Here is a 24028-nt window from a genome sequence, read left to right as displayed (position 1 = left end):
GTTAGGGCTGAGAAGAAAAGCCACGTATCCCTTGTAGTCCGCCAGTATGTAGTAAGACGATATTGTGCATATTATTAAAGTACTTTCGACTGCAAAGCTCAGCCACCGCATACAACATTTTTCCAGTATAGACGGGCTCAATTGGAATTTGAGTCTCTGCGGTAAAGTGATCGCAAAAGTCGAGAAGTTCAGGGCTTGTTTTGGCAAAACCGCCGTGGTCAAACTCAGTGAGGATTTCGAAATTGTCACGAGATCCGGTTCCGCCTTGATACACCATTTCCAAGATTGTCGAAGACAGGAAGCCCGCATTTTGAACTGCTGCAACGCCGATAGCGCGCCCCTTTCCTTTCATCCCCAAAACGATGCCCGCCATCGTTGTGCCACTACCACATGGACAGATGATGACATCAGCTGCTTGACCAAGTTGTAATTGAATTTCTTCAACAACTTCGGTCACGCCTCGCATCGCTTCGATAGATTTTCCTCCTTCTGCGAGCCACTTAACTTGGGGTGAGTCATTTGAAATGAACTTGCGCCAATAGTCAGGGATTTCGCGTAATAAACGATAATCCTCGCGTGAGACAAAATGCAACTGCATACCATTTTCGACGCAGTCCTGTAGGCAGGCAGTGAGTGGATCACTGTCTTTTCGCAGTCCACGCACCAGCCCGATGCTGGATAAAGATGATTCTCGACACGCATATGCCAGTGCATGTAAATGATTAGACCATGGGCCTCCCATAGAGACTACTGTACTTATCTCCTTGCTATGTTCTTTGGGTAATGCGTATTTTAACTTTCGGTACTTGTTTCCAGAGACGATAGGATGAAGGAGATCATCTCGTTTCATCCAGATCTTATATCCCGAAAACAAGCCGCTTTCGATTTGTTGGAGTGGTGTGACTTGCATTTAAGCAGACATAGAGACTTGCCGAATGTAGGCAAGGTGGTAAAGTAGCTATTGTAGTCCTAGTGTTTTGAGAAAGGTGTAATTCGCGCTCGAGTAAATGAGTTTGCGTTCCCTTAATTTTGTCGCCACTACCGTTAAAGCGATGCATATGGCAAGAAATACTAAACAGACGATACCCTTCGCGCAGCAGCAATTGTTGGAGGCGATTGCTCAGATCAAGGAGGGGGGAATACGCGATGACGTATTGCCGAAACTTGAGGCCGTGATGAATCAGTTGCAAACTTTGGCGACTCACGATCACCTTACAGGCGCTTTGAACCGGAACACATTTATTGAGAGACTCGACAATGAATTGCAGCGCTCGAAGCGGACTGGCCACACTTTTACCGTGGCATTAATTGGGGTGGATCGCTTGCCTGAGATAATGGAGCAATATGGTCAAGATGTGACTAAACGCATTTTGCAAGTACTCACCAATGAGGCCGGAGCGGTTTTGCGTAGCCTCGATTCATTTGGCCGCGTCGGGGCAACGGAATTTGCTATCGTGATGCCAACCACTTGGTTAGATCAAAGTCTGGTTGCGATTAAGCGCTTAAAAGCGCGCATGCAAGCCTATGCCTGGACTGATCTTGCACCTGGTTTGCAGATTAGTTTTAGTACCGGGTTGACTCCAAATGCCCCAGGCGATGCGGTTGATAAGGTGTTGAGCCGTGCCAGTGATGCCTTACAAAAAGCAAGGGCTCAGGGTTACGATACGATCGTGCAGGTCGATGCTGAATTGCCTGATTTTGACCCGACAGCAGACGATTAAGTCGAACTTTATATTGTTCGCTTTGTCAAAAAAGGAGTGCGCTTTTTTTGACTCATTATTAGCGTAGATTTTTCACATGGTAAGCATCGACCGACTTTCCTTTAAAGGATTTCTTCCTATGAAATTGAGCTCCATCAGTTTTGCGGTAGTAATTGCATTTTGTGGCACATCGCTACCTACAATAAACGCCTTCGCCAGTACGAATGTGCTGAATGCTATATCCGTTGCAGATGAAAAAGACGCTGCGACCCAGCGCGCCGAATACATTCGTAAGAACTATAGCAAATTTGAATATCGTATTCCTGCACGGGACGGAAAACTATTGTTCACTTCGATCTATGTTCCTAACGATGCGAGTGTGACTAAGCGTTATCCAATTTTGTTAGTGCGCACCCCATATACAGTCGCACCTTATGGCGCTGAGAAATACAAAACCCGTCTTGGACCGAGTGCTGAGTTTGAAAAAGAAGGATTTATTTTTGCTTTCCAAGATGTGCGTGGTAAGAATATGTCCGAGGGTGAGTTCGTTAATATGCGCCCTCACATCGCGAAGAAAACGAGTAAGGCTGACGTCGATGAAAGTAGTGATACTTTCGATAGCATCGAATGGATGATTAATCACGTTACAGGCAACAACGGCAAAGTAGGGCAATGGGGTATTTCTTATCCTGGCTTTTATACTTCAGCAGGGGCGATTGATTCACATCCCGCTTTGAAAGCGGTGTCTCCTCAAGCTCCGATTGCTGATTGGTTTAGAGGCGATGATATGCATAGAAATGGCGCATTTAATGTGCAACTTGCATTCAGCTTTTTTAGCGGTTTTGGCAAACCGAGGCCACAGCCTACCGATGTGAATAATGAGCCCGCTTTTGACTGGGGAACGCCAGACGCCTATCAGTTTTTTCTAGAACTCGGCCCACTTGGAAATGCGAATGCGAAGTACCTCAAAGGCGCTATTCCATTTTGGAATGAGTTGACTCAACATCCAAACTACGACGCATATTGGCAAGCGAAAAATTTGCTGCCACATTTGAAAAATATTAAGGCGGCCGTCATGACCGTTGGTGGTTGGTATGACACTGAAGATTTGTATGGACCTTTGCAAACCTATAAGGCGATCGAAAAAAATAATCCGGGTATCAGCAATACCTTAGTAATTGGACCATGGGTTCATGGCGGTTGGCAAAGCACTACAGGTGAAAAAGTTGGTGATGCAAATTTTGGATTCAAAACATCACTTAACTATCAAACAATTGAATTTGCGTTCTTCAAGCATCATTTGAAAGGTGGTGATAAACCGGCGCTTTCAGAAGCATGGATATTTGAAACAGGCGCAAATCGTTGGCGTAATTTCGACACATGGCCTCCTGCAAATACCCAAAACAAGGCCTTGTACTTCCATGCTAATGGAAAACTCAGCTTCGAGATGCCCTCTGCCGCCTCGCCCGCTTTTGATGAGTACGTTAGTGACCCAGCAAAACCGGTTCCTTATACGACGGAAATTACCAATCGCTGGAGTAATCAATATGTCGCGGCCGATCAGAGATTTGCGAGTACGCGTCCTGATGTGTTGACCTATCAAACGGAAGTGCTCGATCGCGATATTACGTTTGCCGGGCCACTGGAAGCTAACTTGATCGTTAGTACCACCGGTACCGATGCCGACTTTGTTGTGAAACTGATTGATGTGAATCCAAACAAGATGGATACTTTACCTGGTGAGTCGAACCGTGGTGCACAGCAAACCTTGGTGCGCGGCGAACCATTCAGAGCTCGTTTCCGTGAAAGTTTCGAGCATCCAAAGGCTTTCGAACCGAACCAGCCGACGAAGGTTAAATTTGCCATCAATGACGTGATGCATACCTTTCAACGTGGCCATAAAATCATGATCCAAATTCAATCTTCTTGGTTCCCTTTCATTGATAGAAATCCGCAAAATTTTGTGGAGAATATTTTTGAGGCCAAGGAATCAGATTTTATTAAGGCAAACCATCGCTTGTACCGCGCGGGTAATGAAGTCAGTAGCATTAAAGTGCAGGTACTGCCAGCATTGGATGCTCAACCTTAATCGGTGAATTTGTATACACATGTTTAAAAAGGCGAGAAAAAACCCACGTTATGTGGGTTTTTTTGTATAAACGGTGCTGTCGATGCTGATGTTTAGTCAGCTTTAATTTACACTGAGTGGTTCGAGACAGACCGAATTTTCTTCGTTCCGCCATCTTTTCCAATTGTTTTTATTAAGAAGCGAACATTGTGCCGAATAGTTCACAACAATTATGTGAATCCTTGCGTATCTCTATTGATGAATTACGTCTTGGCATGTTCGTAGCGGAATTGGACCGTCCGTGGGTGCAATCGCCGTTTTTGTTGCAAGGTTTTCTGCTGAGCGAAGAGCTCGACCTGCACACCTTGCAAGGATTGGTGAAAGAGGTCGTGATTGACCCTAGTCGTAGCAATTACAATGCTTTGCTCGATATTTCTTTTGATCGCTTACATGAAGCGCCAGAGTCTAGTGATCCTGCTCAACGTCGGACGGTAGGGCAACATATCCAAATACATTACGATGCCGAGCCAAATCAGCTAGAGCGGGTTGTGGCATGGCTTCATCGTAAATTTACACGCTCCGAATTTGCAACAACGCGACGCTTGCGCCACCATCGGGCCCGTAAATATGCACAACAGCAGAAGGTAAAAGCGAACCTTCATGTTAAGCGTGAAGTGAGCAGTTCAGAAGAAGTTGAATTGGACCAGGTTACTGAAGCAACGATCACTCATATCAAAAAGTCAAACTCAGCTTCTTTGCGCAAATTCGTCGCGGCCGTGCACGGCAATGAACAGCGTACACCCGAATTGCTTGAAATGAGTTGGTGGGAGAAGTGGTTGCGTTGGAATGAAAGTGGAAGTCATTGGCATGGATCTTTATGGAATAGATCGACTTCGCCACGTAAAAAGAAGCATCGTCCTGAATACGTTCCTGAAGAAATTCACTTGTTTCATTATCCCGTTGAAACCACAATGAGTGAAGAGCTGGTGCGTGCTCGCGAGGTAGTAGCCAAGGCGGGAGCTTTGATTACCAAACTCGAGCATGACCTCCGTAACATGCAAGCGATAGAGTTGAAGGAGGTTCTGCCTACCGTGCAGTTGTTGTCGGAAAGTGTGATCGCTAACCCTTCGGCAATGATGTGGTTGCTGAGGATGCGATCTGAAAATACGGTGGTGGTGTCACATGCATTAAAAGTCTCTGTCTATATGCTGACCTTAGGTCGGCATATTGGTTTTAATAAGGAGCAGATGGTCGAGCTCGGCTTTATCGGATTACTACTTGATGTTGGAAAGTTGGAAATGCCACCAGCCTTGTTGAGTAAGCCGGAGAGATTGTCCGAACAAGAGGCTGAATTAATCCAAACACATGTTGATGCAAGCATACAGTTGTTGGAATCGAAGGAGCCACTCAGCTTTAATGTTCGATTAGGGATTAATGAACATCATGAAAGAATGGATGGAAGTGGTTATCCACGTGGCTTGAGTGGCGGGGAAATTAGTATTTTCGGGCGTATGGCCGCGATTGCCGATAGTTTTGCCGCGATGACTTCTGAGCGCACTTACAGTGAGACTCTATCGAGCTTTGATGCAATGAAAGAGTTATTTAAGATGGCAGAAGGCCAGCTACATGCGCCTCTGGTGGAGGAGTTTGTGCAGGCTGTTGGCATCTTTCCAGTCGGTAGCTTGATCCAACTAACTACCGGGGAAATTGCGATTGTTCTGGAGCACAATAAAGTACGAAGACTAGACCCCAAGGTCTTACTCTTGACTCGCAGTGATAAAACTCTGTTGGAGAAACCAATCATGTTTGATCTACTCAAGCAGGACTTAGTTGATGATGCAGAGCGTATCAGTATTATGCGTGGCCTTCCGGATGGCGCTTATGGCTTAGTGTGTCACGATTTCTATAAGGCGACATGATGGAAAAATTTATGCCCGGTGATAGTTGCATGGTGTCTTCGGTAAATGAGTTTATGCAATTGCTTGAATTGGAATTGCAAGAGGTTTCGGATGCACAAAATCTAGCGCTATTGGTCGTAAGCCTCCAGCGTTCTGATAGAGTTCAGACGCTGCTGAATCCCCACTATGCGAGTATTGTTGCGCAACATTTTTCTGATCGCCTGCAACCCAGCCTGCGTGATAAAGATCGATTCGTTTTTGCCACCGAAAATGAATGTTGGTTTCTCCTTCCAAATTTGTCTTCCGAAGCGCTTGCGGTCCTCGCTTGCCATCGAATTCTGAATGCTTTGAACACACCTTTGAGAATCGAAACGCAAACTGTGTTCTTTCAACCGAGCATTGGCATCGCTTGCGCTCCTTTACATGCGCAAGCCGCGACCGAATTGCTCCGTATCGCTGATTTGGCTCAACGTAATGCGCAGTCAAATAATATGCGTTTTGAGCTGGCTCGAGTGGAGCAGCGTGAGCGTTCTGGGCCAGATGATTTACCGCAAGCGCTGAAAGAAGTGCTGGACAATAACGCATTGGAAATGCGTTATCAACCTAAGGTTGATTTACGCTCGAAGAGCGTGAAATCGGTGGAGGCCCTGGTCCGCTGGCCAACTGATCACCATCAGTCTGTACCAACCAATATTTTGATCGATACAGCGGAACAGTTTGGTCTAATTGAACAGCTGACGATGCAGGTCGTCAATAAGGTTTTTCAGGAAGCAGCGCAATGGCGCAGTAAAGGTTTGCAGGTAATCGTTTGGGTCAATTTATCAGCCAGACTCTTGGGAATGGAACAACTCCCCAAAGTCTTGGCGAGAGCATTAAGTGTGTGGAATTTGCCTGCTTCGACCGTAGGTTTGGAGGTGACTGAGAGCGCCTTTATTCATGATATTGATCACACCACTGCGTTGTTGTTTGATTTGAAGCGTTTGGGTTTTAAGCTATCCATCGACGACTTTGGAACGGGCTATTCTTCCTTAGCGTACTTGCGTCGTTTTCCGATTGACGAACTCAAGGTCGATAAGGTTTTTGTGCAAGGAATGATGGACTCGACTCAAGATAAACAAATTGTGCAAAGCATTATCAGTTTGGCTCACAACTTTGGTTTGGCGGTGGTTGCAGAGGGTGTCGAACAAGAAGCAAATCTCAATGCATTACGTCTAATGGGGTGTGATGAAATTCAAGGATACTACTTTGCGCATCCTATGCCAGCAGTTGAGCTATTGTCTTGGTGTGAAAAGTTTCATCGTGATTTTCACGATAAGTTGTGAATGAAGAATAATTTTTAGCGTTGGAGATTGAACATAACAATGGCAAACCCAGAAGCTCTAGTGAGTCCTTTAAAACCGCGTCTGCGGATCGGCCTGATTGCTAATCGATCGCATCAAGATGCCGCTGGCTCAGCCCTCGTGCAATTGTTTAAGCGCGGAGAACAATCGATACTTGCACTGAATCCTGAGTGGGTTGTTGTGGGTAGAACTTTAGATGCAATTCATTCGCATGGACTGAGTCAACTTTGCGATCCACATATTCGTTTTCCTTATGGCCGTGATGGTGGATTAATGAAATTGGTTGCGCACGTCGTCAATAGTGACCCACATAACTCGGTCGACGCAGTGGTGTATTTGATTGATCCAGTTGATCCATCGTCGGTGTTTCCTGAGGCTCTTGCATTGAAGCGCCAATGTGTGATTCACGGTAAGCCATTTTTATCAACCTTGGCGAGTGCTTGTGAATGGTTGGAGTTGGAAGCCCTCACTAGCGGATCCACCACGCACCTAAGTGAAGGTCGTGGTTTCGATCTCGCCAAAGAAAGCATTGCCTTGATTGCGCATGATGCGATGAAACAGAAAATGTTGAAAATCGCTGAGAAGCATTTTCATGTTCTTGATCAATTTGAACATCGTTATGCGACTGGCACCACTGGTTCATTGTTAAATCAGCTGGCGCAACGTATCAAAGGTGTTGACGCTGGCCGCTATTGGGTACAACCCTTTTTGTCGGGGCCTATGGGTGGAGATGCGCAAATCGCAGAATTGGTACTAGAGAAAAAAATACGTCGTATTTTGTTTTTGGAAGATCCCCATGTTGCACGTCAGCACGAAGCCGATATTCAACTTCTTGAGCGCGCTGCGCGTACAGTGACGGATTTTTCATTGGTGGTAAGCGATGTTGATGGCAGTGACCGCTGGTTGCAGTTAATGACGCAGAGGCTTGCGCTCAGTCGGGCATAATTGAAATATAAATTTGATGGTTAATTCGGCAACAATTCTGTACAATTTGCAGCGCCTGCCCGTAGACGGCCTTTTTCTTAGTAAGGATTTTTCATGACACGCAGATACTCCGATATGAATCAGCATGATGCTTTATACAAAGTCGCACGAGCGTATCCCGGCGGACTTGAAGCCTTAGCATCGGACCTGAAAATGTCAGTCAATGTACTAAGAAATAAATTGGCGCCCGGAATCGAAACGCATTACCCTTCTTTTGAAGAGGTTTCTGAGATTGTTGCCTTGTGCCAGGAAGCTGGTGTGAAAGACGCTTTGTTGCCTTTGCATGCGATGTTAGCACGACACGGTATGGCGGGTTTTTTGGTACCTGAACCTCGTGAATTTACCGATGACGATTTATCACAAACGGTCTGTCGAGTAATGAGCCAAGTTGGCAATGCGGCCGAGGCCGTCTCCGCAGCAATGATGGACCGTGTAATTACGACACATGAGGCCGATTTGATTGAACGTGAATTCCAAGCTGCATTAGCCGCTATCGGTGAATGGCGAGAACGTATTCGTCAACACCATCGCGGTGTTTGATGTCGCGTCGTAGCAAGGCTTGTTTAAGCTTTAACTGGCAAACTTAAGCAAGCCTCAAGACCACCTCCTGCACGGTTCTTGACTACTAAATTGCCATTATGTTGACGGGCGATATTGAGCGCAATCGTCAATCCTAAGCCAGTCCCTCCAGTTTCGCGCGAGCGTGAGGTCTCAATGCGGTAGAACGGTTCAAAGACTCGTAGTAATTGGTCTTCTGGAATCCCTGGTCCTTCATCGCGAATGAATATTTTGATGAACTTGGTATTCGTCGCACGATTTTTGTCGTCAGATCTCTCGACTTCAACTTGAGCACAATTGCCATACTTCATCGCATTGTCGATCAAATTGTTGAGACAGCGTTTTAATGCTTGTGGTCTCGCTAAGATGGTCGCATTTGATTTGCCAAGTAACGCGATATTATGACCAGCATCGGCGGCATCAGCACAAATGCTGTCAAGTAATGAGTCAATATCAAGTGGACGTAGTTCCTCAGTAGTGTCCATACTTCGAGCTAAATCGAGACCTTCTTTTACCATCATCTGCATACTTGATAGATCGCCGATGAGCTTGTCGCGTAGCTCTTGGTCTCCCACTTTCTCCAAGCGCAGACGGAGGCGAGTTAACGGCGTTTGCAAATCATGGGTGATCGCTGCCAGCATCTGAGTTCTTTGTTGGATGTGGTTGCGAATCCGGGTTTGCATTGAGTTAAAGGCGCGGGTCGCCTGCAAAATTTCACTGGCGCCGCGTTCGATTAAGGGAGGACGATTGATGTCTTGTCCGAGCTCAGTAGCTGCTTTTGCTAAGGTTAGTAATGGCTTGATCGTCATTCGTGATACAAAAAAAGCCAACCCTGCGACGCAACTTAGAAAAATTCCCAGATAGTATAGGGTTTCGGTTTGAATCGGCGGCGTCGGCGCACGAGGTGGAGAAATACTTTGCTTTAAGGTGACGCCGTCTTTGAGCTCGATCAAGAGCGCTTCGCACGGCTCTGCGGTTGTGCGATCACTGTCAGGGCGCATAAAACAATTTTCTACACTTGGGCTCAGTGCGTTGACACGGTAGTGTTCTTCGAGCCGTTCAATGAGCGCTTGAGCATAAGGTGCGCTAGGCACGTAGTTGTTTTTTTCAGGTTTAGCTGTACTGATTTGCAGGCCCAAGCGTGGCATGCTTTTGAGAAGATCACTGCGGTTTTCTGCCGGTAGCGCCTCCAAAGCACGGATCAATTGTTCAGTGTGTTTGACCCGCTCGATCCGGAAACTATTGCGTTCATGACTCAGTGTCGTTTGCCGTTCGCCAAAAGCGAACCACCAGGTTAACGCTGCCGCGGCTAACACACCAAGAATGAGAATTGCAAAAATTCGAGTGGAAATAGAGTTAAGTCGCGATGCGCGGGGATCATTTTGCCATTTCATACTTAGACTTCCGCGCTGACATTGACAGTGAGAACATAACCGCCATTGCGAACGGTCTTGATGATTTGTGGAGAGCGTGCGTCTTCCCGTAATTTTTGACGTAGGCGACTGATTTGAATGTCGATTGAGCGATCGAAAGGATCTGCATCCCGCCCCTGAGTCATATTGAGTAATTGATCGCGATTGAGAACATCATTTGGGTGTTCTAAGAAAATGTTAAGAAGACGGTATTCAGAACCAGAAAGCGCAATCACCATATTGTCGGGGCTGATCAAATGACGTGCTACTAAATCCAAAGTCCAATCGCCAAAGCGTAATTTTTGCGGTGCGCTGTCACCATGTTGGTTAGGATTGGCTTGGGCGCGGCGCAAGACGCTACGAATCCGGGCTAACAGTTCACGTGGCTCGAAAGGTTTGGGCAGATAATCATCTGCCCCCATTTCTAGTCCTAGGATGCGATCTAAAGGTTCACCTCGTGCCGTGAGCATAATCACGGGCAAATTCGATTTGGCGCGTAAATTGCGGCACAAGCTGAGGCCATCTTCACCGGGAAGGTTCAAATCGAGCACCAGAAGGTCAACTGGATGTTTGTCGAGTATCGCCCACATAGCAGTGCCATCGGCCGCAATTTGGCTCGCGTAGCCGTGGGTTTCAAGATAATCCGCTAATAAAGTGCGAATTTCACGGTCATCGTCAACGATTAAGATAGTAGCTTGCTGTTCCATGTTTTCATTATCTGTGATCTAGCTGTTGTGTGAGCAGCGATTTTGTATCGACTTGTTATCATAATCCTTGATTGAAACAATACGAAACATCAGACCCGTGAATCGCCTCTAGAGTTACACCTCGATACAGCACTGTAAACAATTGACACTTGCTGTAATACAAATAAGCGCATTATTTGTCCCATGTGTTCGCACATTCTTAGTGGTCCAAGTTCTACAATGATTCACTAGGATACGATCAAAACTGAGAAAAGGAAGAGAAATCATGAAGACGATTAAATCAAGTTTGGTGTTGGCTTTATTGGCTATGGGTGTTGCAGTTTCAAGTGTCTATGCGCAGGCTCCGGCAAAAGCGGCTGGGCCTGATCAGGCTCAAAGAGCGGACAAAATGCAAAAACGTATGCAAGAGCGTATGGAAAAGCATCATGCGATGATGCACGATAAGTTAAAGATCACGCCAGAACAAGAGGGCGCATGGAAAACATTCACTGAAGCAGGTGCTCAAGGGATGCCAAGAATGATGAGTGAGCGTCTCGATCATCAAGCGATGTCGAGTTTGTCAGCACCTGCGATGATGGAAAAGCAAATGGAACACTCGAAGGCTCGGATGGTCATCATGCAGAAGCATCTCGACGCAATGAAAGCGTTCTATACGGTATTGAGCCCGGAGCAGCAGAAGACATTCGATGATATGCATAAGCGCATGCATCGCCGGGCAAAAATGATGCGCCATGGTGGGATGATGGAGCGTGATGGTCATGGTGGCCATGATATGGATCATAATATGCCGAAGAAATAAGGCGCGATCAGCGGTATCCTATAAAATGGAGGTTTGGTTTATGCCACCTCCATTTCTGCTTTTCGTATGTCTAACATTCCAAACTCTGTCGAATTAGGTTTCACCGCGCTTCCGGCGGACGCCATACAAACCGCCACCCGTCATTTAAAGGACGTCATTCGTATTTGTTTTCAACATAATTCAAGCGCGAAAGCGGTCGTTGTGTATGACCAGCGTTGTGATCTTTCTCATGCGCTGAGTTTGGCATATCAAAATGTCTTGCCTCATGCCCAATTCATTGACTTTGACGCGAATACGCCAGAGCAGGTGCTGGCGACGCTTGCCCCTCTCTCAGCAGGTGATTTAGTGGTGTTGGTGCAAACGACGAACTTTCGAATGGATGCTTACCGTATCCGTGTCGAGTTGTTTAAGCGAGATCTGAAAGTGATTGAGCATCCCCACCTTGGACGTATGCCTGGTGATGAAGCTCTTCTATATATTGATTCGTTAGCCTATGACGAAGACTATTATCGAGGTGTAGGGCGTCGTTTGAAAGAGAAGATCGACACTGCAAGTCATGGCGTCGTTGATAGTGGTGAAGGTGCACATTTGGTGTTCGCTTCTTCTTTTGAAGATGCTAAATTGAACATTGGCGACTATCAAGATATGAAAAATTGGGGTGGCCAATTCCCCATCGGTGAAGTTTTTACCGAAGCAAAAGATCTAGAGGCCGTCAGTGGGAAAGTGCGTATTTTCGTGTTTGGTGATACTAGCTTTTCCGTTAACAAGCCTGAACATCCCATTACTCTAGTCATCGAAAAAGGCCAAGTCGTAGACGTTTTGGATTCGACCCCTGCGTTCGATGAAGTAATTGCGAAGATCAAAGCCGATGAACAGGTGGTTTGGTTACGTGAATTGGGTTTCGGATTAAATCGATCTTTCAATCGAGATCGATTGGTTCGTGACATCGGCACATACGAGAGGATGTGTGGCATTCACCTTTCATTAGGTGCGAAGCATGGCATTTATGGCAAACCGAATTTCAAGCGCGGCGATGGAAAATATCATGTCGATGTTTTCGCGGTAACGGAAGCGGTAATCTTGGGTGAACATCAAGTTTTCAAAGATGGAAAGTGGGTTGCTTAATCGCCCCCGCAGCCACCACTACAACCCCCATTGCAGCCTGAACCGTCAGCGCTATCGATACTACTGTCGCCAGAATTGTGATGACTGCCGTCGCTGCTAAATGGAAAACTAAAGTCACTATCAGAGCTGCTGCCATTGTAAAAATCGCCTCCGCAATAGGCAGTACCATCGCCATTTGCTCTTAGAGCACTGCAATCTGCTTGGTAGTAAAACCCGTCACTCAAATTATATTTGGCATCAAGCGCAAATAACAGCGGAAGGCGCGTGGCTCGCTGTGGATTGATATTTTCTTCAAGGCAGGCATACCACCATGTGCGACGCAAAGCATCATTGCTGCGTCGATTTTCGCTCAAAACTGCAGCGGGAGTGTGATGCATATATTGACCAAACGCTTGCTTGCAAAACTGTTGGTAGTGCCTAGTGTAAAGAATAAATTCGTGCCATAAATCATCGACGAGTTGGGAGGGCATCGCAACGGGTTTAAGTCCGCTTTTGAGGTAGACCAAAAAATACTGACGCAAGGCACGTGCGACAAGCTGACGGTCTTTCAGATGCAAATCTTGGCGCCGTTGTGCCAACTTATCGAGCAGGCCAGGTGGGAACATGTAAGTCCGGATGAAATCAGCCCGCTGGCTACGTTGATAACGTAACCAGAAAACGAAACTCACTAAGCTAGAACCGACGACTAACAGGCTTAAGAACACTGGCATGATGACCTCCCTACCCCATAATATTAGTAATGCGGAGGGCGTTCGTCGATAGGCATTTGTCTTTGATTCGCAGCGACTGCAACTTCTCGCAATCGACCGGCTAGAGCGGTGCATAACTTTTCGAGCTCATCGATTTTCTTTTGTTGCTGATAGACTTGGGTATTTAAGGTATCGAGTAAATCATCTTGACGTGCAAGACGAATTTCAAGATCAATGATGCGTTCTTCGTTGGACATAGCTTTTCCAAGTTGGCTAGAGTGAATGGGATTCTAACTGAGCACCACCACTTGTACGAAATATAAATTAAAGATGAAATGGCATGTTTAGCGCCAGGAGTATAATTTCGGTCTTTGTCCTGCGAGAGCCATAACCAATCATGAATCCCCACTTGAAACAGTTTATTCAATTTGCCGCGGTGGGTTTATCAGGGACAGCGGTCCAATATCTCACGATACAAGGTGCTGTAATGTGGCAGCTCAGCATTTTTCAAAAGTCGCCAGCAGTCATTGGCTCTGCCGTGGGCTATATCCTTGGCTCGGTCGTCAACTATATCCTGAATTATTTCTTAACTTTTTCTAGCGGAAAGTCGCACTTAGAGGCTGCAAGTAAATACTTTACTGTATTAGGGATCGGTTGGTGTCTCAACTATGGCCTAATGAGCTTGATGGTTGAACATTGGTTATGGTGGCATTGGTATGCGCAGGTCATTACAACTGGTATTGGACTTTGCTGGAACTTCGGTGGCAGCAAATTATGGGCTTTTAAAGCAAGAACCGAGCAATCTTGATCTTTGTGCGAAATATTCTGGAATGCTGGGAATTTGTTGCATTTTCCTTATATCTGAGCGGCGACCCAGCTGGTATGCTGGCAGCCTGAATGGAATCGGGTAAAATTTAGGTGCGCACAATCTCGACCTACACGTCGCCATTGCGACGTAGGTACTCTCTGTTACATTCGGTCTTTGAGAGCACTTCCCCAAATGCTTAAAGACGCAGATGCGTTGTTCAACAGAGGATCCGTAGGTGGCAATTCAATGGTTAAAACGTTTAGTTGAGCTCGCTTCCGGCAAGGATGAAGCGAAGTCTACGCCCGCCGCCGCGCCATCAAGGACGCCGGTAGCTGTGGATATGAGCATCGCAGCAGTCGAAACAAAGAGCGCCGACCCACTATTTGGCGTGAAAAAAGGCGGTAAAGAAGTCGCTGCAAAGTTGTTTTCTGCGATGTCGAGCGAGAAGGGTATTCATCTTGAGTCACTTCTCTGCGCCTTGGGAGCGATTGCCGGTTACGCCTGTCAAATCAGTGTGCGAGAAGAATTTGTGCATCAACAAGGGCGCCTAGAAAAAGACGTATTTATCGTCGTCAATAGTAAACAAAATGGGGTGAGTTATTTCTTTGGTGATTTGCTCAATAAGCCTTTGGCCGAGAGCAAGTATTCGGTTTGGTCTTTGAGTTCTGGTGCATCTCAGAAGGTTGGACTGCAGCGCTTGATCGATTTACATGATATTTTCAGACACGTCACTGACACCTTGGGTCAATCTAGTTTTGGGGTGCCTAGGATACCCGCCGTCCACAAAGCCAAAGAATTGCCTATTAGTTACGTTCAATATTTATGGCCGCAATTATTTCCACTCGCTCAGCGCTACAGTCAAAAGCCGGGGGACTGGCCGGTATTGTTCGGCGTTGCGGTACAAGAGATTTTATTTGCAAGTAAGGGGCTAATCGACCCGGAATTGGCGCTGCAAATCGTGATGGAGAGTGCCGTTCCAATGTCAAAAATCTATTTGTCTGATGCGAGTTCTGTTTGATCCAGCCTTACACTACATTTTGAATCTGATTTAGAGGTGAAAAGCGTCGCAATTATGCTTTTGCAATAGACCCACTCAGTGCTAAGATGAGCTCAAAAATCAGCGCTAATTTCTAAAATCAGAAGGCTTTGTTATCTTCCTTTGCAGGTGAACTAAAGGCACTCTATGTCAAAGACAGGCAAACACTTATTCCTCAGTTTCATGTTGTCGAGTGCGCTTAGCTGCGCACCATTCGCTCTGGCTGATCAAAGTGGAGATGCAGCTCGATTAGAAGCAATTCAACTTTTATTAGAGCGCGACAATCAAGCCGCACTTAAACAGTTAAAAGAATTTTATTCGACGTTGCCCGCAGACGTCGATTATCAGTTGAGAATTGACACTTTATTCGAACTGTCACATGCCTACGGAGACGCGGGCGATACAGCGCAAAGTGATGCTAGTGTCGCTCAGATTAAGGATCTTGCGCAACGCAGGAATGACCTTGAAACTTTGGCACTGTTGAGTATTGCTGATGCCTACACGTTGCGGGACAGCGGTAAGATGCAAGCCGCAATCGCGAAGTTAGATGAAATTGCGCGTGTCTTGAAAACCACCAAAAGGGTTGAATACGCAATCCGCTTGGAAATAGCCTACACAGGCCTCTACCTTTCCGCGAGTAAGTTCGATCAGGCGCTAGCCCATAACTTGGCTGCATTGAGACTCACTGATCAACTGACTCAGCATCGAACCTTATCAAAAATTCGACGATTAGATTCGCTTGCCTCGATGTACTTTACGATGCAGAATCCGGAGAAATCTTTGGTGGTTGTTAGCGAAGCGCTAGCACTGACATCACAAGTCAACTCTCCTCGAATTAGTGCGAATTTGAGACAAACACAGGCTATGGCACTGGCCGAATTAAAACGATATCCAGAAGCTTTAGTCGCTTATGAGCGGTCCTTGCAATCATCAAGAGACGCTAATTTGCCTCGGCTTGAGGCGCTCACTTTGAGCAATATCGCAGATTTGTATTTGCGGACCCATAATTTTGTGAAGGCTGAGCAAGTCGCACGCCAGGCGTTGAAGAAAGCAACAGATATCAATGATGAGCCTGCGATTTACAACGCCAAAGCGAATATTGGGTTTGCTCTCGGCGGTCAATTTAAGATCAACCAAGCAATGGAGTACTTGAATCCGGTTTTGGCGCATTCGCGAGAAATGGGTGATAAGGCTGACATTGAAGCTACCGTGGGCGAGATCGGACGCATGTTGGAACGCGCAAAATTGTATAGGGAGGCACTCGAATACACACGCGAACAACAAAAATTAAGCGATGAAGTCTTCCGTGCGGATCGAGCAAAAACAGTGGCGACCTTGCAGGAACAATTCGACGCTGATCAGCGCCAAAAACAAATTGAGTTGTTGGCACGCGAAAACCAGATCAAAGATGCAGATTTAAAAAATGGTCGGCTTCAGCAGATCATTACTTTGCTTGGCGCAACAGTTACTATTTTCGTTGGTATCTTCATCTATATGTTATATCGCAAGGTGAAGCAAACCAATGCAAAGTTGGAGGAAGTGAATCAACAACTGGAATTCCATTCTGTTCGCGATCCCCTCACTGGCCTGCATAATCGACGTTCGTTCTTAGAGTTGATGAAAACGCGTGGTGATAATATTGAGAACGATAGGCGAGAGAGTGATGGTTCAAATCCTGATTGCTTAATGATTTTGGATATCGATCACTTTAAGCACATTAACGATACGTGGGGGCATGCTGCCGGTGACGCCGTTTTAGTAGAAGTGGCCAAACGCTTGCGTAGTGCTGTGCGCGATTCAGATCAAACGATGCGTTGGGGTGGCGAGGAATTCTTGATTTATTCGCCGCGCACGCGACCGACGCAGCTGACGCCCATGGTTGAGCGGGTATTGCGTTCAATTGGTTCAACGCCAGTGGTTGTGGGAAGCCATACTATTCCTGTGACGGTAAGTGCGGGTTATATTTCCTTGCCATTCTCTGGTGTGTCTGAGCAGCAATGTAATTGGGAAAAAGCGATGCAGTTCGCTGATATGGCTTTGTATCTCGGCAAAGTTAATGGGCGTAATCGTGCTTATGGACTGATTTCCTTGCTGCAGCCAGCCGAAGTGGTGCTGCCGGTTTTGGATCAAGATTTCTCGGCTGCCATCAAGAACGATATGGTTGAAGTGGTAATTGTGCATGGCCCGAAAGCGGAAACCTTGAAATAATCAGTGGGTAAAACTCGTAATTGATTACTAATTTTCCAATCTTGGCAATCGAAATTGAAGAAAAAACGGGCAAGACCCTAGACAAAACCCAAAGTCTCTCCTATAATCTTGTTTCTGTATTCGTTGGTGACAAAACGAACAGTTATTTGAACTAAGCAATGAATTATGGGTGCTTAGCTCAGTTGGTAGAGCGGCGCCCTTACAAGGCGTAGGTCGGGAGTTCGAGCCTCTCAGCACCCACCATCAAATAGCTGTGAAAATACAAAAACGTTTATAAAACGGAGTGGTAGTTCAGTTGGTTAGAATACCGGCCTGTCACGCCGGGGGTCGCGGGTTCGAGCCCCGTCCGCTCCGCCAAGTTGTAAGAAAAAACGCGCTAAGGCGCGTTTTTTTTCGTCTATTCATTATCAATTGGCGCCTTTTTCTTCGTTTGAGTGCGTTTCGATATAAAAAAAGCCGGGCGAACCCGGCTTTGATCGACGACTCGCTTCGTTTATGCGGCCAGTGGGTCGGCTAATTCACCGCCCAGCGAAAATACGATATCGTCCAGCATCGTCGCCAATTCCGATGTCATCAAGACGAAATCAGCATCGAAGCGTTCGTCTTCATCTGCTGTTCTTTCCTTGTCTTCACTTAAAATTTCGAGCGGCTTGATGCGTTTGATTGCTAAGTTTTCAGCTAAAACAAAAGAAATCTTGTCGTCCCAAGTCATTGCTAATTTGGTGCACTGCTTGCCAGACGCGATATGACGTTGCACGTCATCAGGATCGATGGAATGGCGAACATAGCGCACGGTCGCTTTGTCTTCTGTGTGGGCGCGCAACTCAGTGTCTTGGTCGATGGTGAAACCTTTCGGTGCCTCGTTACCTGCTAACCAGTCGGTCATGGCTGTGGCAGGTGAGACCTTGGTGCGTAGGCTTTCAAGTGGAATTTTGTCGCATTTTAGAAGCAGCTTGATAACTTCATCTGCTTTGCTTGGGCTTGAGCTGTCAATCACTAACCAACCATTAACTGGATCTATCCATACCCAAGTTTGGCGTGTAATCGCGAAAGCGCGTGGCAAGAGTTCATCTGTCACGCGTTCTTTGAGCTCTTTCATTGCTTTACGTCCTGGAGCGAAGCCTTGTTGCTCCTCCAACTCTTTGGCTTTTGCTTTGGCAACTTGATTGACGACCGAAGAAGGTAATAATTTCTTCTCAGTCTGCAGTAGGAGTAGGAGTTGCTGATTAACGCTATGCACTAAACGATCATTATTGCGCGGCGAGGCCCAGCCTTCACTCTGCATATCGCTGGAGCCGACGTTCGCAAATGATTGCGAAGCTAATTGCATATTCAATTGTTCAACATCGACCTTCCAAGGGGCAGGAAGGCGGAAAACTTGTAAATTCTTAAACCACATGTGCAATCCAATGAGAAGCAAAAGCGGCTCATTCTACACGTTTGTGATCAAGCTTTTGCGGCTTCTTGCGGGTTTTTGTTACTTTCAAACTGGTACGGGTTACTGTCGTATCTAAAGTCCTCGAAATGTGTCTAAGTTCAGCGATTTTGAATGAATAAAGCGAGGGATTCCCGACGACGGTGCTGAAAGCAGTGAAAAACCGATGGCAGACGTTGGGCAGGCTCAATTTCATAGTGTGCAAGAGGTATAATGTCAGATCATTTTATTGACAGCTGGCGCGCAAATGCAGCGTGCCTCAACTTAGAACAGATTTAAAGCCATGTTAGCTCAGCAAAAACAAGACATTCTCGAAGCCCTGAAGTTGGCTGTTGCGCCAATCATTGCAGGTACTGAACTTAATCCTGTGATTGCCTTGGAGCGCCCACGTGACCCAACTCACGGTGATATCGCTTGTAATATCGCGATGCAAATTGCGAAGCCACTCAAGAAGAATCCACGTGAATTAGCTCAAGCCATCGTCGATGCTTTGTTAGTGCAGCAGAATTCGTTGATTGCAAGCGCCGAGTTGGCAGGACCTGGCTTCATTAATTTGCGAGTCACTGCCTCCGCGAAACAAGCGGTGGTTAAAACGATTTTGCAGCAACAAGCGCAATTCGGGAAGGGCACCAAAGGCGACGGTAAGAAAGTGATCGTTGAGTTTGTATCAGCGAATCCAACTGGCCCGCTACACGTCGGTCACGGTCGTCAAGGTGCTTTGGGCGACGCTTTATCTGCTTTGTTAGAAGCACAGGGTTTTGCAGTCACACGCGAGTTCTACTATAACGATGCCGGTGTGCAGATTGGTAACTTAGCGTTGTCAGTTCAAGCGCGCGCAAAAGGCTTTAAACCAGGTGATGCAGAATGGCCAGAGTCTGCTTACAACGGTGAATATATTGCTGAAATTGCCCAAGATTTCTTGGACAAAAAGACTGTTTCTGCGAGCAATGGTGTGCCTGTGACAGGTAGTGGCGATGCTGACGATATTGAATCGATCCGCCAATTTGCTGTGACCTATTTACGTAACGAACAGGATATCGATTTATTAGCGTTCGGCGTGAAGTTCGATAACTATTATCTCGAATCATCGTTGTATTCAGATGGCAAAGTAGAAGCCGCTGTTGCGGCCTTGATCAAAGCGGGAAAAACCTACGAGCAAGACGGCGCTTTGTGGTTGCGTACGACGGAATATGGCGATGACAAAGATCGCGTGATGAAGAAATCGGATGGTACGTACACTTATTTCGTACCGGATGTTGCCTATCACATCGTCAAATGGCAGCGTGGTTACAGCCAAGCAATCAACGTCCAAGGCAGTGACCATCACGGTACGATCGCGCGTGTACGGGCTGGTTTGCAAGCTGTAAACGTCGGTATTCCTCAAGGCTATCCAGACTATGTGTTGCATAAGATGGTCACCGTCATGAAGAATGGCGAGGAAGTCAAAATTTCTAAACGTGCAGGCTCATATGTCACGGTACGTGACCTGATCGAATGGTCAGGCGGTGGTGATGTCGTCAAAGGCCGTGATGCAGTGCGCTTCTTCTTGATCTCGCGTAAAGCGGATACTGAATTCGTATTCGATATCGACGTCGCGTTGGCGAATTCAGACGAGAATCCTGTGTATTACGTACATTATGCACATGCGCGTATTTGCCGTATGTTGGCTCAATACAGTGAGTCAGAAACAGAATTGGATGCATTGAAAGATGTGGACTTGTCACCGTTGACAGCGCCACGTGAGGCATCGTTGTTGCAAAAACTCGCCGAGTACCCAGAAATGTTGGAGAAGGCCTTAGATGAATTGGGGCCACACCAAGTTGCGTTTTATTTGCGTGACTTGGCAGGTGAACTGCATAGTTATTACAATGCCGAGCGTGTATTGGTCGATGATGTGCCAACCAAGATGGCACGTCTCGCGTTGATATTAGCAACACGTCAGGTACTGCGTAACGGTTTAAGTTTGATTGGTGTCTCTGCGCCAAATCAGATGTAAATTGTTTTTGAATAAAAGTTGTGTGCTGAAGCCACAAAAATAGTTCTGAAAATTTTAAACACAGGATGAGTATGATTTCACATAAACAGCGTCAGCAATTAGGTAGCACCCTGACAGGATTCATCATTGGATTAGTTATTGGATTGAGCATTGCGGTTATCGTTGCCTTGGTGATCAATAAGGCCTCCACGCCATTCACGAATAAAAATGGAAAGTCGGAGAAAGCGGACGCTCCCGTTACTCAAATGCAGGACCCGAATAAGCCGCTGTATGGCAATAAAGACGCGGTAGCACAAGCATCTAAAGAAGTTGCTGCGAGCAAGGCAGCAGAGCCAGTGAAAGCGACGAGCGCTTCTAAGGCGACTGACGCTACTCCGGCATCGGTTGCAGCGAAAGCAGATGCTGACGATAAGTACATTTACTTTTTACAGATTGGCGCCTTCAAGGATGCTGCTGATGCTGATAGCACCCGTGCGAAGTTAGCGCTGGTTGGTATCGAAGCTCATGTCACAGAGAAAAGCGGTGACACTGGCACGTTGCATCGCGTACGTGTTGGCCCGTTTGAACATGCGGACGCAATGAACAAAATGCGCAGTAAGTTGTCTGAGAATGGGGTTGATGCGGCAATCGTTCGCTCAGCAAAATAAACTTACTTTCTGTGAATTTCTGGTTAGGAATACTATGCAATTAATTCGTCGTTCGCTGGTCGCTGCTATCGGTTTTTTTGTTTTAAACGTGCATGCTCAGGTTGTACCACAAGCTGGAGTTGAATATCGACTCGCAGCACAACCGCAGGCTGTCAACGCAGGAAAAAAAGTTGAGGTGATTGAATTTTTTGGCTATTTTTGCCCTGGCTGCAATGCTTTCGAGCCGTACTTTGAAGAATGGATCAAACGTCAAGGTGACCGAATTGTGGTTAAGCGTATGCATTCAGATTTGCACGAGCTCACCACGCAACAAAAATTGTATTTCACGCTAGAAGCAATGGGCAAAGTCGATGAGTTACAGTTGAAAGTTTTTAATGCCTTTCATATTGATCGTAACCGTCTCTCGACAGACGCTGAAGTGATGAAGTTTGTTGAAAAAAATGGTCTAGACAAGAAACGATTTTTCGAAATTTATTCGAACGCGTTTGCGATGGACAGCAAGTTGCGTAGCGTAAAACAGGCTCAGAGTGCATACCAGATTGATGGTATCCCAACAGTGATCATTGATGGTAAGTACATTGTGTCTCCACTTGAAGTCGGAGCAAAGATCAGGTCAGCTGATAAAACCCCACGTCCAGGTTTGGTCGTAATGGACTACCTGGTGGATAAAGTCTACAAAGAAAAAAACCCAGTCGCGAGTACATCGAGTACAGCAGCAACCCCGAAGAAGAAGTAAACTTGGACCCGTAGTGTTGCACGCGTCAAAACAGAGTCAAAAGAAAGATCCGTCGTTGTGGCGGATTTTTTTTATGTAAATAAATTTTGGATGAGTTGAAAGTCGGATATGGAAAACGTATTTATCACTGGAGCATCATCAGGTTTGGGTACCGCATTAGCGATCGAATATGCAAAGAGGGGCGCTCGCCTTGGTTTAGTTGGGCGTCGTCAGGATGCCTTACTTGCCCTGCGTGATCGATTGCCGCAGTCACAACTACATCAAATTTATTGTCTCGATGTGAATGACCATGCGGCGCTACATGCTGCTGCGATGGAATTTCAACACGTGTGTGGCGAAGTACATATTGTGATCGCAAGTGCTGGTATTTCGGTTGGCACCTTAAGCGAAGATAGTGCAGACCTTCCTGTTTTCCGGAAGGTAATGGAGACCAACGTGCTGGCGACCGTTGCGACCTTCACTCCATTCATTGAACATATGCGAAAAAACGCTGTGCCAAGTCAATGTCGATTAGTTGGTATTGCGAGTGTCGCTGGCATCCGCGGTTTGCCGGGAGCGAGCGCATACAGTGCTTCTAAAGCTGCCGTCATTAGTTATTGCGAGTCTTTGCGGGTCGAATTGCAAGCGAGTGGTATTCGGGTTGTCACCATCGCACCGGGTTATATCGATACACCCATGACCCAAGTTAATGACTATGCGATGCCTTTCTTGATGCCTGCCGAAAAGTTCGCGAAGCGGGCAATAACCACGATTGCCGCAGGGACGAGCTACCGAGTAATTCCTTGGCAAATGGGCGTGGTCGCAAAAATTTTGCGTGCGCTTCCCAATTTTGTTTATGACTATGCGTTCTCGAAAGCGCCGCGAAAGTCACGCCATTTGGAGTTGTGATCATGTCCTTATCCCATGCAACTGGCGTCGTCGATGCGATTGGCGTCGAGCATCAAGTCATTGGCCCAGATGCATCACCACGTATCGTATGTTTAGTTCCTTCGATCACTGAGTTATTGTTTGCGCTCGGACTTGGGAAATGGCTCGTTGGTCGCACAGGCTTTTGCATTCACCCAAAACAACTTGTTCAAGCAGTACCCAAGGTCGGGGGAACCAAGGACGTCAATGTAGAGAAAATTCGTGGTTTGGCGCCTACACATTTGATAGTGAATATCGATGAAAACGAAAAACCTACGGTTGATCTATTAGCGAAATTTATTCCAAACGTGATCGTCACACATCCCAATCATCCCCGCGATAATCTCGTGTTATTCGACTTACTTGGGAAAATTTTTCGGGCAGAACAAGCGGCTAAAGTCCTGTGTGAGCAACTGGATGAGAAGTTGGCATTGTTTGAGCAGCACCCAATCGCGACAGGAAAAACTGTGTTGTACTGTATCTGGAAAGATCCTTGGATGACCGTCAGTCGTGACACCTACATAGCTCAGATGTTAGCTTTGCGTGGCTGGACACACTGGCAAAGTGAAACAAACGAAAAGCGATATCCTAGTTTTGATTGGCGCGATCCTAGTTTGGCGCAGGTCGATTTGGTCTTGTTATCGACCGAGCCCTATAGCTTCGATCAGCAGCATGCAGATCATCTTCAGCAAGATTTAGGTAAGCCTGTGATTCTTGTCGATGGGGAAATGTTGTCTTGGTACGGAAGCCGTGTGATTCTAGGCCTTGAGTATTTGTCGACGTTGAAGATCGAGTCTTGAGGCTCTGCTGACTTTGTAGGATGAAAAAAGGGCTGCAAGAAAAATCTTGTGAACTGACCCCAAAAAGTTGGACAGTTTGTTAGTTATACATAGGAGGGCTGATTTCTGTATTGAACAGGACTCAGCCCTTTCAGTTTTAGTTTGATTCGCTCGTGATTATAGTAGTGAATGTATTC

The 24028-nt window shown here is 46.5% G+C and carries 23 protein-coding genes and 2 tRNA genes; 18 read left to right on the top strand and 7 right to left on the bottom strand.

All coding sequences use genetic code 11. The features are described from left to right. Position 1: 1 nt before the first annotated feature. Entirely contained in the window at positions 2-910 is a 909-nt protein-coding gene (locus H8K36_RS18490; protein ID WP_186918007.1) for a 1-aminocyclopropane-1-carboxylate deaminase/D-cysteine desulfhydrase, read from the bottom strand. A 97-nt stretch (positions 911-1007) separates the two neighbouring features. Here H8K36_RS18490 and H8K36_RS18485 point away from each other — a divergent pair, with 97 nt between their 5' ends. From H8K36_RS18485 to H8K36_RS18460, 6 genes are all read left to right on the top strand, one after another. Further along, positions 1008-1721: a GGDEF domain-containing protein gene (locus H8K36_RS18485; RefSeq protein ID WP_186918006.1), complete on the top strand. Its 714-nt coding sequence runs from the start codon at positions 1008-1010 to the stop codon at positions 1719-1721. A gap of 118 nt (positions 1722-1839) precedes the next feature. After that, a complete protein-coding gene (locus H8K36_RS18480) occupies positions 1840-3789 on the top strand; it encodes a CocE/NonD family hydrolase (protein WP_186918005.1) in 1950 nt (649 codons plus the stop codon). A 188-nt stretch (positions 3790-3977) separates the two neighbouring features. Next, a complete protein-coding gene (locus H8K36_RS18475; RefSeq protein WP_186918004.1) occupies positions 3978-5687 on the top strand; it encodes an HD-GYP domain-containing protein in 1710 nt (569 codons plus the stop codon). A gap of 11 nt (positions 5688-5698) precedes the next feature. Then, the gene (locus H8K36_RS18470) at positions 5699-6988 is read left to right on the top strand and encodes a putative bifunctional diguanylate cyclase/phosphodiesterase (protein ID WP_186918003.1); all 1290 of its coding nucleotides are present in this window, start codon (positions 5699-5701) and stop codon (positions 6986-6988) included. A 39-nt stretch (positions 6989-7027) separates the two neighbouring features. After that, positions 7028-7951, top strand: a complete 924-nt coding sequence (locus H8K36_RS18465; RefSeq protein ID WP_222611279.1) for a methylglyoxal synthase — start codon at positions 7028-7030, stop codon at positions 7949-7951. A gap of 93 nt (positions 7952-8044) precedes the next feature. Further along, on the top strand, positions 8045-8530 hold the full coding sequence (locus H8K36_RS18460) for a phage regulatory CII family protein (RefSeq protein WP_186918002.1): 486 nt from the start codon (positions 8045-8047) through the stop codon (positions 8528-8530). Between the two features lie 23 nt (positions 8531-8553). On the opposite strand, the gene H8K36_RS18455 is transcribed toward H8K36_RS18460, so the two are convergent. Then, a complete protein-coding gene (locus H8K36_RS18455; RefSeq protein WP_186918001.1) occupies positions 8554-9942 on the bottom strand; it encodes an ATP-binding protein in 1389 nt (462 codons plus the stop codon). Between the two features lie 2 nt (positions 9943-9944). Then, the gene (locus H8K36_RS18450) at positions 9945-10667 is read right to left on the bottom strand and encodes a response regulator (protein WP_186918000.1); all 723 of its coding nucleotides are present in this window, start codon (positions 10665-10667) and stop codon (positions 9945-9947) included. 265 nt (positions 10668-10932) lie between these two features. On the opposite strand from H8K36_RS18450, the gene H8K36_RS18445 reads away from it, so the two are divergent. Together H8K36_RS18445 and H8K36_RS18440 are read left to right on the top strand one after the other, a co-directional pair. Continuing rightward, on the top strand, positions 10933-11466 hold the full coding sequence (locus H8K36_RS18445; protein WP_186917999.1) for a Spy/CpxP family protein refolding chaperone: 534 nt from the start codon (positions 10933-10935) through the stop codon (positions 11464-11466). A gap of 66 nt (positions 11467-11532) precedes the next feature. After that, positions 11533-12591, top strand: coding sequence for a M29 family metallopeptidase (locus H8K36_RS18440; RefSeq protein ID WP_186917998.1), 1059 nt, complete (start codon positions 11533-11535; stop codon positions 12589-12591). Here the strand turns inward: H8K36_RS18440 and H8K36_RS18435 are convergent. Together H8K36_RS18435 and H8K36_RS18430 are read right to left on the bottom strand one after the other, a co-directional pair. Continuing rightward, complete coding sequence (locus H8K36_RS18435) at positions 12588-13301, bottom strand: glycine-rich domain-containing protein (RefSeq protein ID WP_186917997.1); 714 nt, start codon at positions 13299-13301, stop codon at positions 12588-12590. The genes H8K36_RS18440 and H8K36_RS18435 overlap by 4 nt on opposite strands. A 23-nt stretch (positions 13302-13324) precedes the next feature. Next, positions 13325-13537: a SlyX family protein gene (locus H8K36_RS18430; RefSeq protein ID WP_186917996.1), complete on the bottom strand. Its 213-nt coding sequence runs from the start codon at positions 13535-13537 to the stop codon at positions 13325-13327. 140 nt (positions 13538-13677) lie between these two features. On the opposite strand from H8K36_RS18430, the gene H8K36_RS18425 reads away from it, so the two are divergent. The 5 genes from H8K36_RS18425 (at position 13678) to H8K36_RS18405 (ending at position 17689) form a co-directional block, all read left to right on the top strand. Further along, entirely contained in the window at positions 13678-14088 is a 411-nt protein-coding gene (locus tag H8K36_RS18425) for a GtrA family protein (protein ID WP_186917995.1), read from the top strand. A gap of 235 nt (positions 14089-14323) precedes the next feature. After that, positions 14324-15106 carry a hypothetical protein gene (locus H8K36_RS18420; protein WP_186917994.1) on the top strand — a complete coding sequence of 261 codons (783 nt, stop codon included), beginning with the start codon at positions 14324-14326 and terminating at the stop codon, positions 15104-15106. A gap of 165 nt (positions 15107-15271) precedes the next feature. Beyond that, positions 15272-17332, top strand: coding sequence for a tetratricopeptide repeat-containing diguanylate cyclase (locus tag H8K36_RS18415; protein WP_186917993.1), 2061 nt, complete (start codon positions 15272-15274; stop codon positions 17330-17332). A 167-nt stretch (positions 17333-17499) separates the two neighbouring features. Then, a tRNA-Val gene (locus tag H8K36_RS18410) sits at positions 17500-17575 on the top strand. Between the two features lie 37 nt (positions 17576-17612). Next, positions 17613-17689 (top strand) — tRNA-Asp (locus H8K36_RS18405). Positions 17690-17825: 136 nt separating this feature from the next. Here H8K36_RS18405 and H8K36_RS18400 read toward each other — a convergent pair. Then, the gene (locus H8K36_RS18400; protein ID WP_186917992.1) at positions 17826-18731 is read right to left on the bottom strand and encodes a recombination-associated protein RdgC; all 906 of its coding nucleotides are present in this window, start codon (positions 18729-18731) and stop codon (positions 17826-17828) included. A 319-nt stretch (positions 18732-19050) separates the two neighbouring features. On the opposite strand from H8K36_RS18400, the gene argS reads away from it, so the two are divergent. The 5 genes from argS to H8K36_RS18375 all read left to right on the top strand — a co-directional run bounded on the left by argS (position 19051) and on the right by H8K36_RS18375 (position 23852). Beyond that, positions 19051-20763, top strand: coding sequence for an arginine--tRNA ligase (argS, locus tag H8K36_RS18395; protein WP_186917991.1), 1713 nt, complete (start codon positions 19051-19053; stop codon positions 20761-20763). A gap of 71 nt (positions 20764-20834) precedes the next feature. Continuing rightward, the gene (locus tag H8K36_RS18390; RefSeq protein WP_329604244.1) at positions 20835-21410 is read left to right on the top strand and encodes an SPOR domain-containing protein; all 576 of its coding nucleotides are present in this window, start codon (positions 20835-20837) and stop codon (positions 21408-21410) included. Between the two features lie 34 nt (positions 21411-21444). After that, on the top strand, positions 21445-22146 hold the full coding sequence (locus H8K36_RS18385) for a thiol:disulfide interchange protein DsbA/DsbL (protein WP_186917989.1): 702 nt from the start codon (positions 21445-21447) through the stop codon (positions 22144-22146). 108 nt (positions 22147-22254) lie between these two features. Next, positions 22255-23034 carry an SDR family oxidoreductase gene (locus tag H8K36_RS18380; RefSeq protein WP_186917988.1) on the top strand — a complete coding sequence of 260 codons (780 nt, stop codon included), beginning with the start codon at positions 22255-22257 and terminating at the stop codon, positions 23032-23034. A 2-nt stretch (positions 23035-23036) separates the two neighbouring features. Beyond that, a complete protein-coding gene (locus H8K36_RS18375) occupies positions 23037-23852 on the top strand; it encodes a helical backbone metal receptor (protein WP_186917987.1) in 816 nt (271 codons plus the stop codon). Positions 23853-23935: 83 nt separating this feature from the next. Here the strand turns inward: H8K36_RS18375 and H8K36_RS18370 are convergent. Then, positions 23936-24028 (bottom strand): IS3 family transposase (locus tag H8K36_RS18370; protein ID WP_186916919.1); only part of this gene is annotated, 93 nt, incomplete at its 5' end.

Source organism: Affinundibacterium nitidum, from assembly GCF_014284155.1.
Taxonomy (GTDB): domain Bacteria; phylum Pseudomonadota; class Gammaproteobacteria; order Burkholderiales; family Burkholderiaceae_D; genus Undibacterium; species Undibacterium nitidum.
Note: the sequence above shows the minus strand (reverse complement) of the source record. Positions and strands in the feature narration are given on the sequence as shown.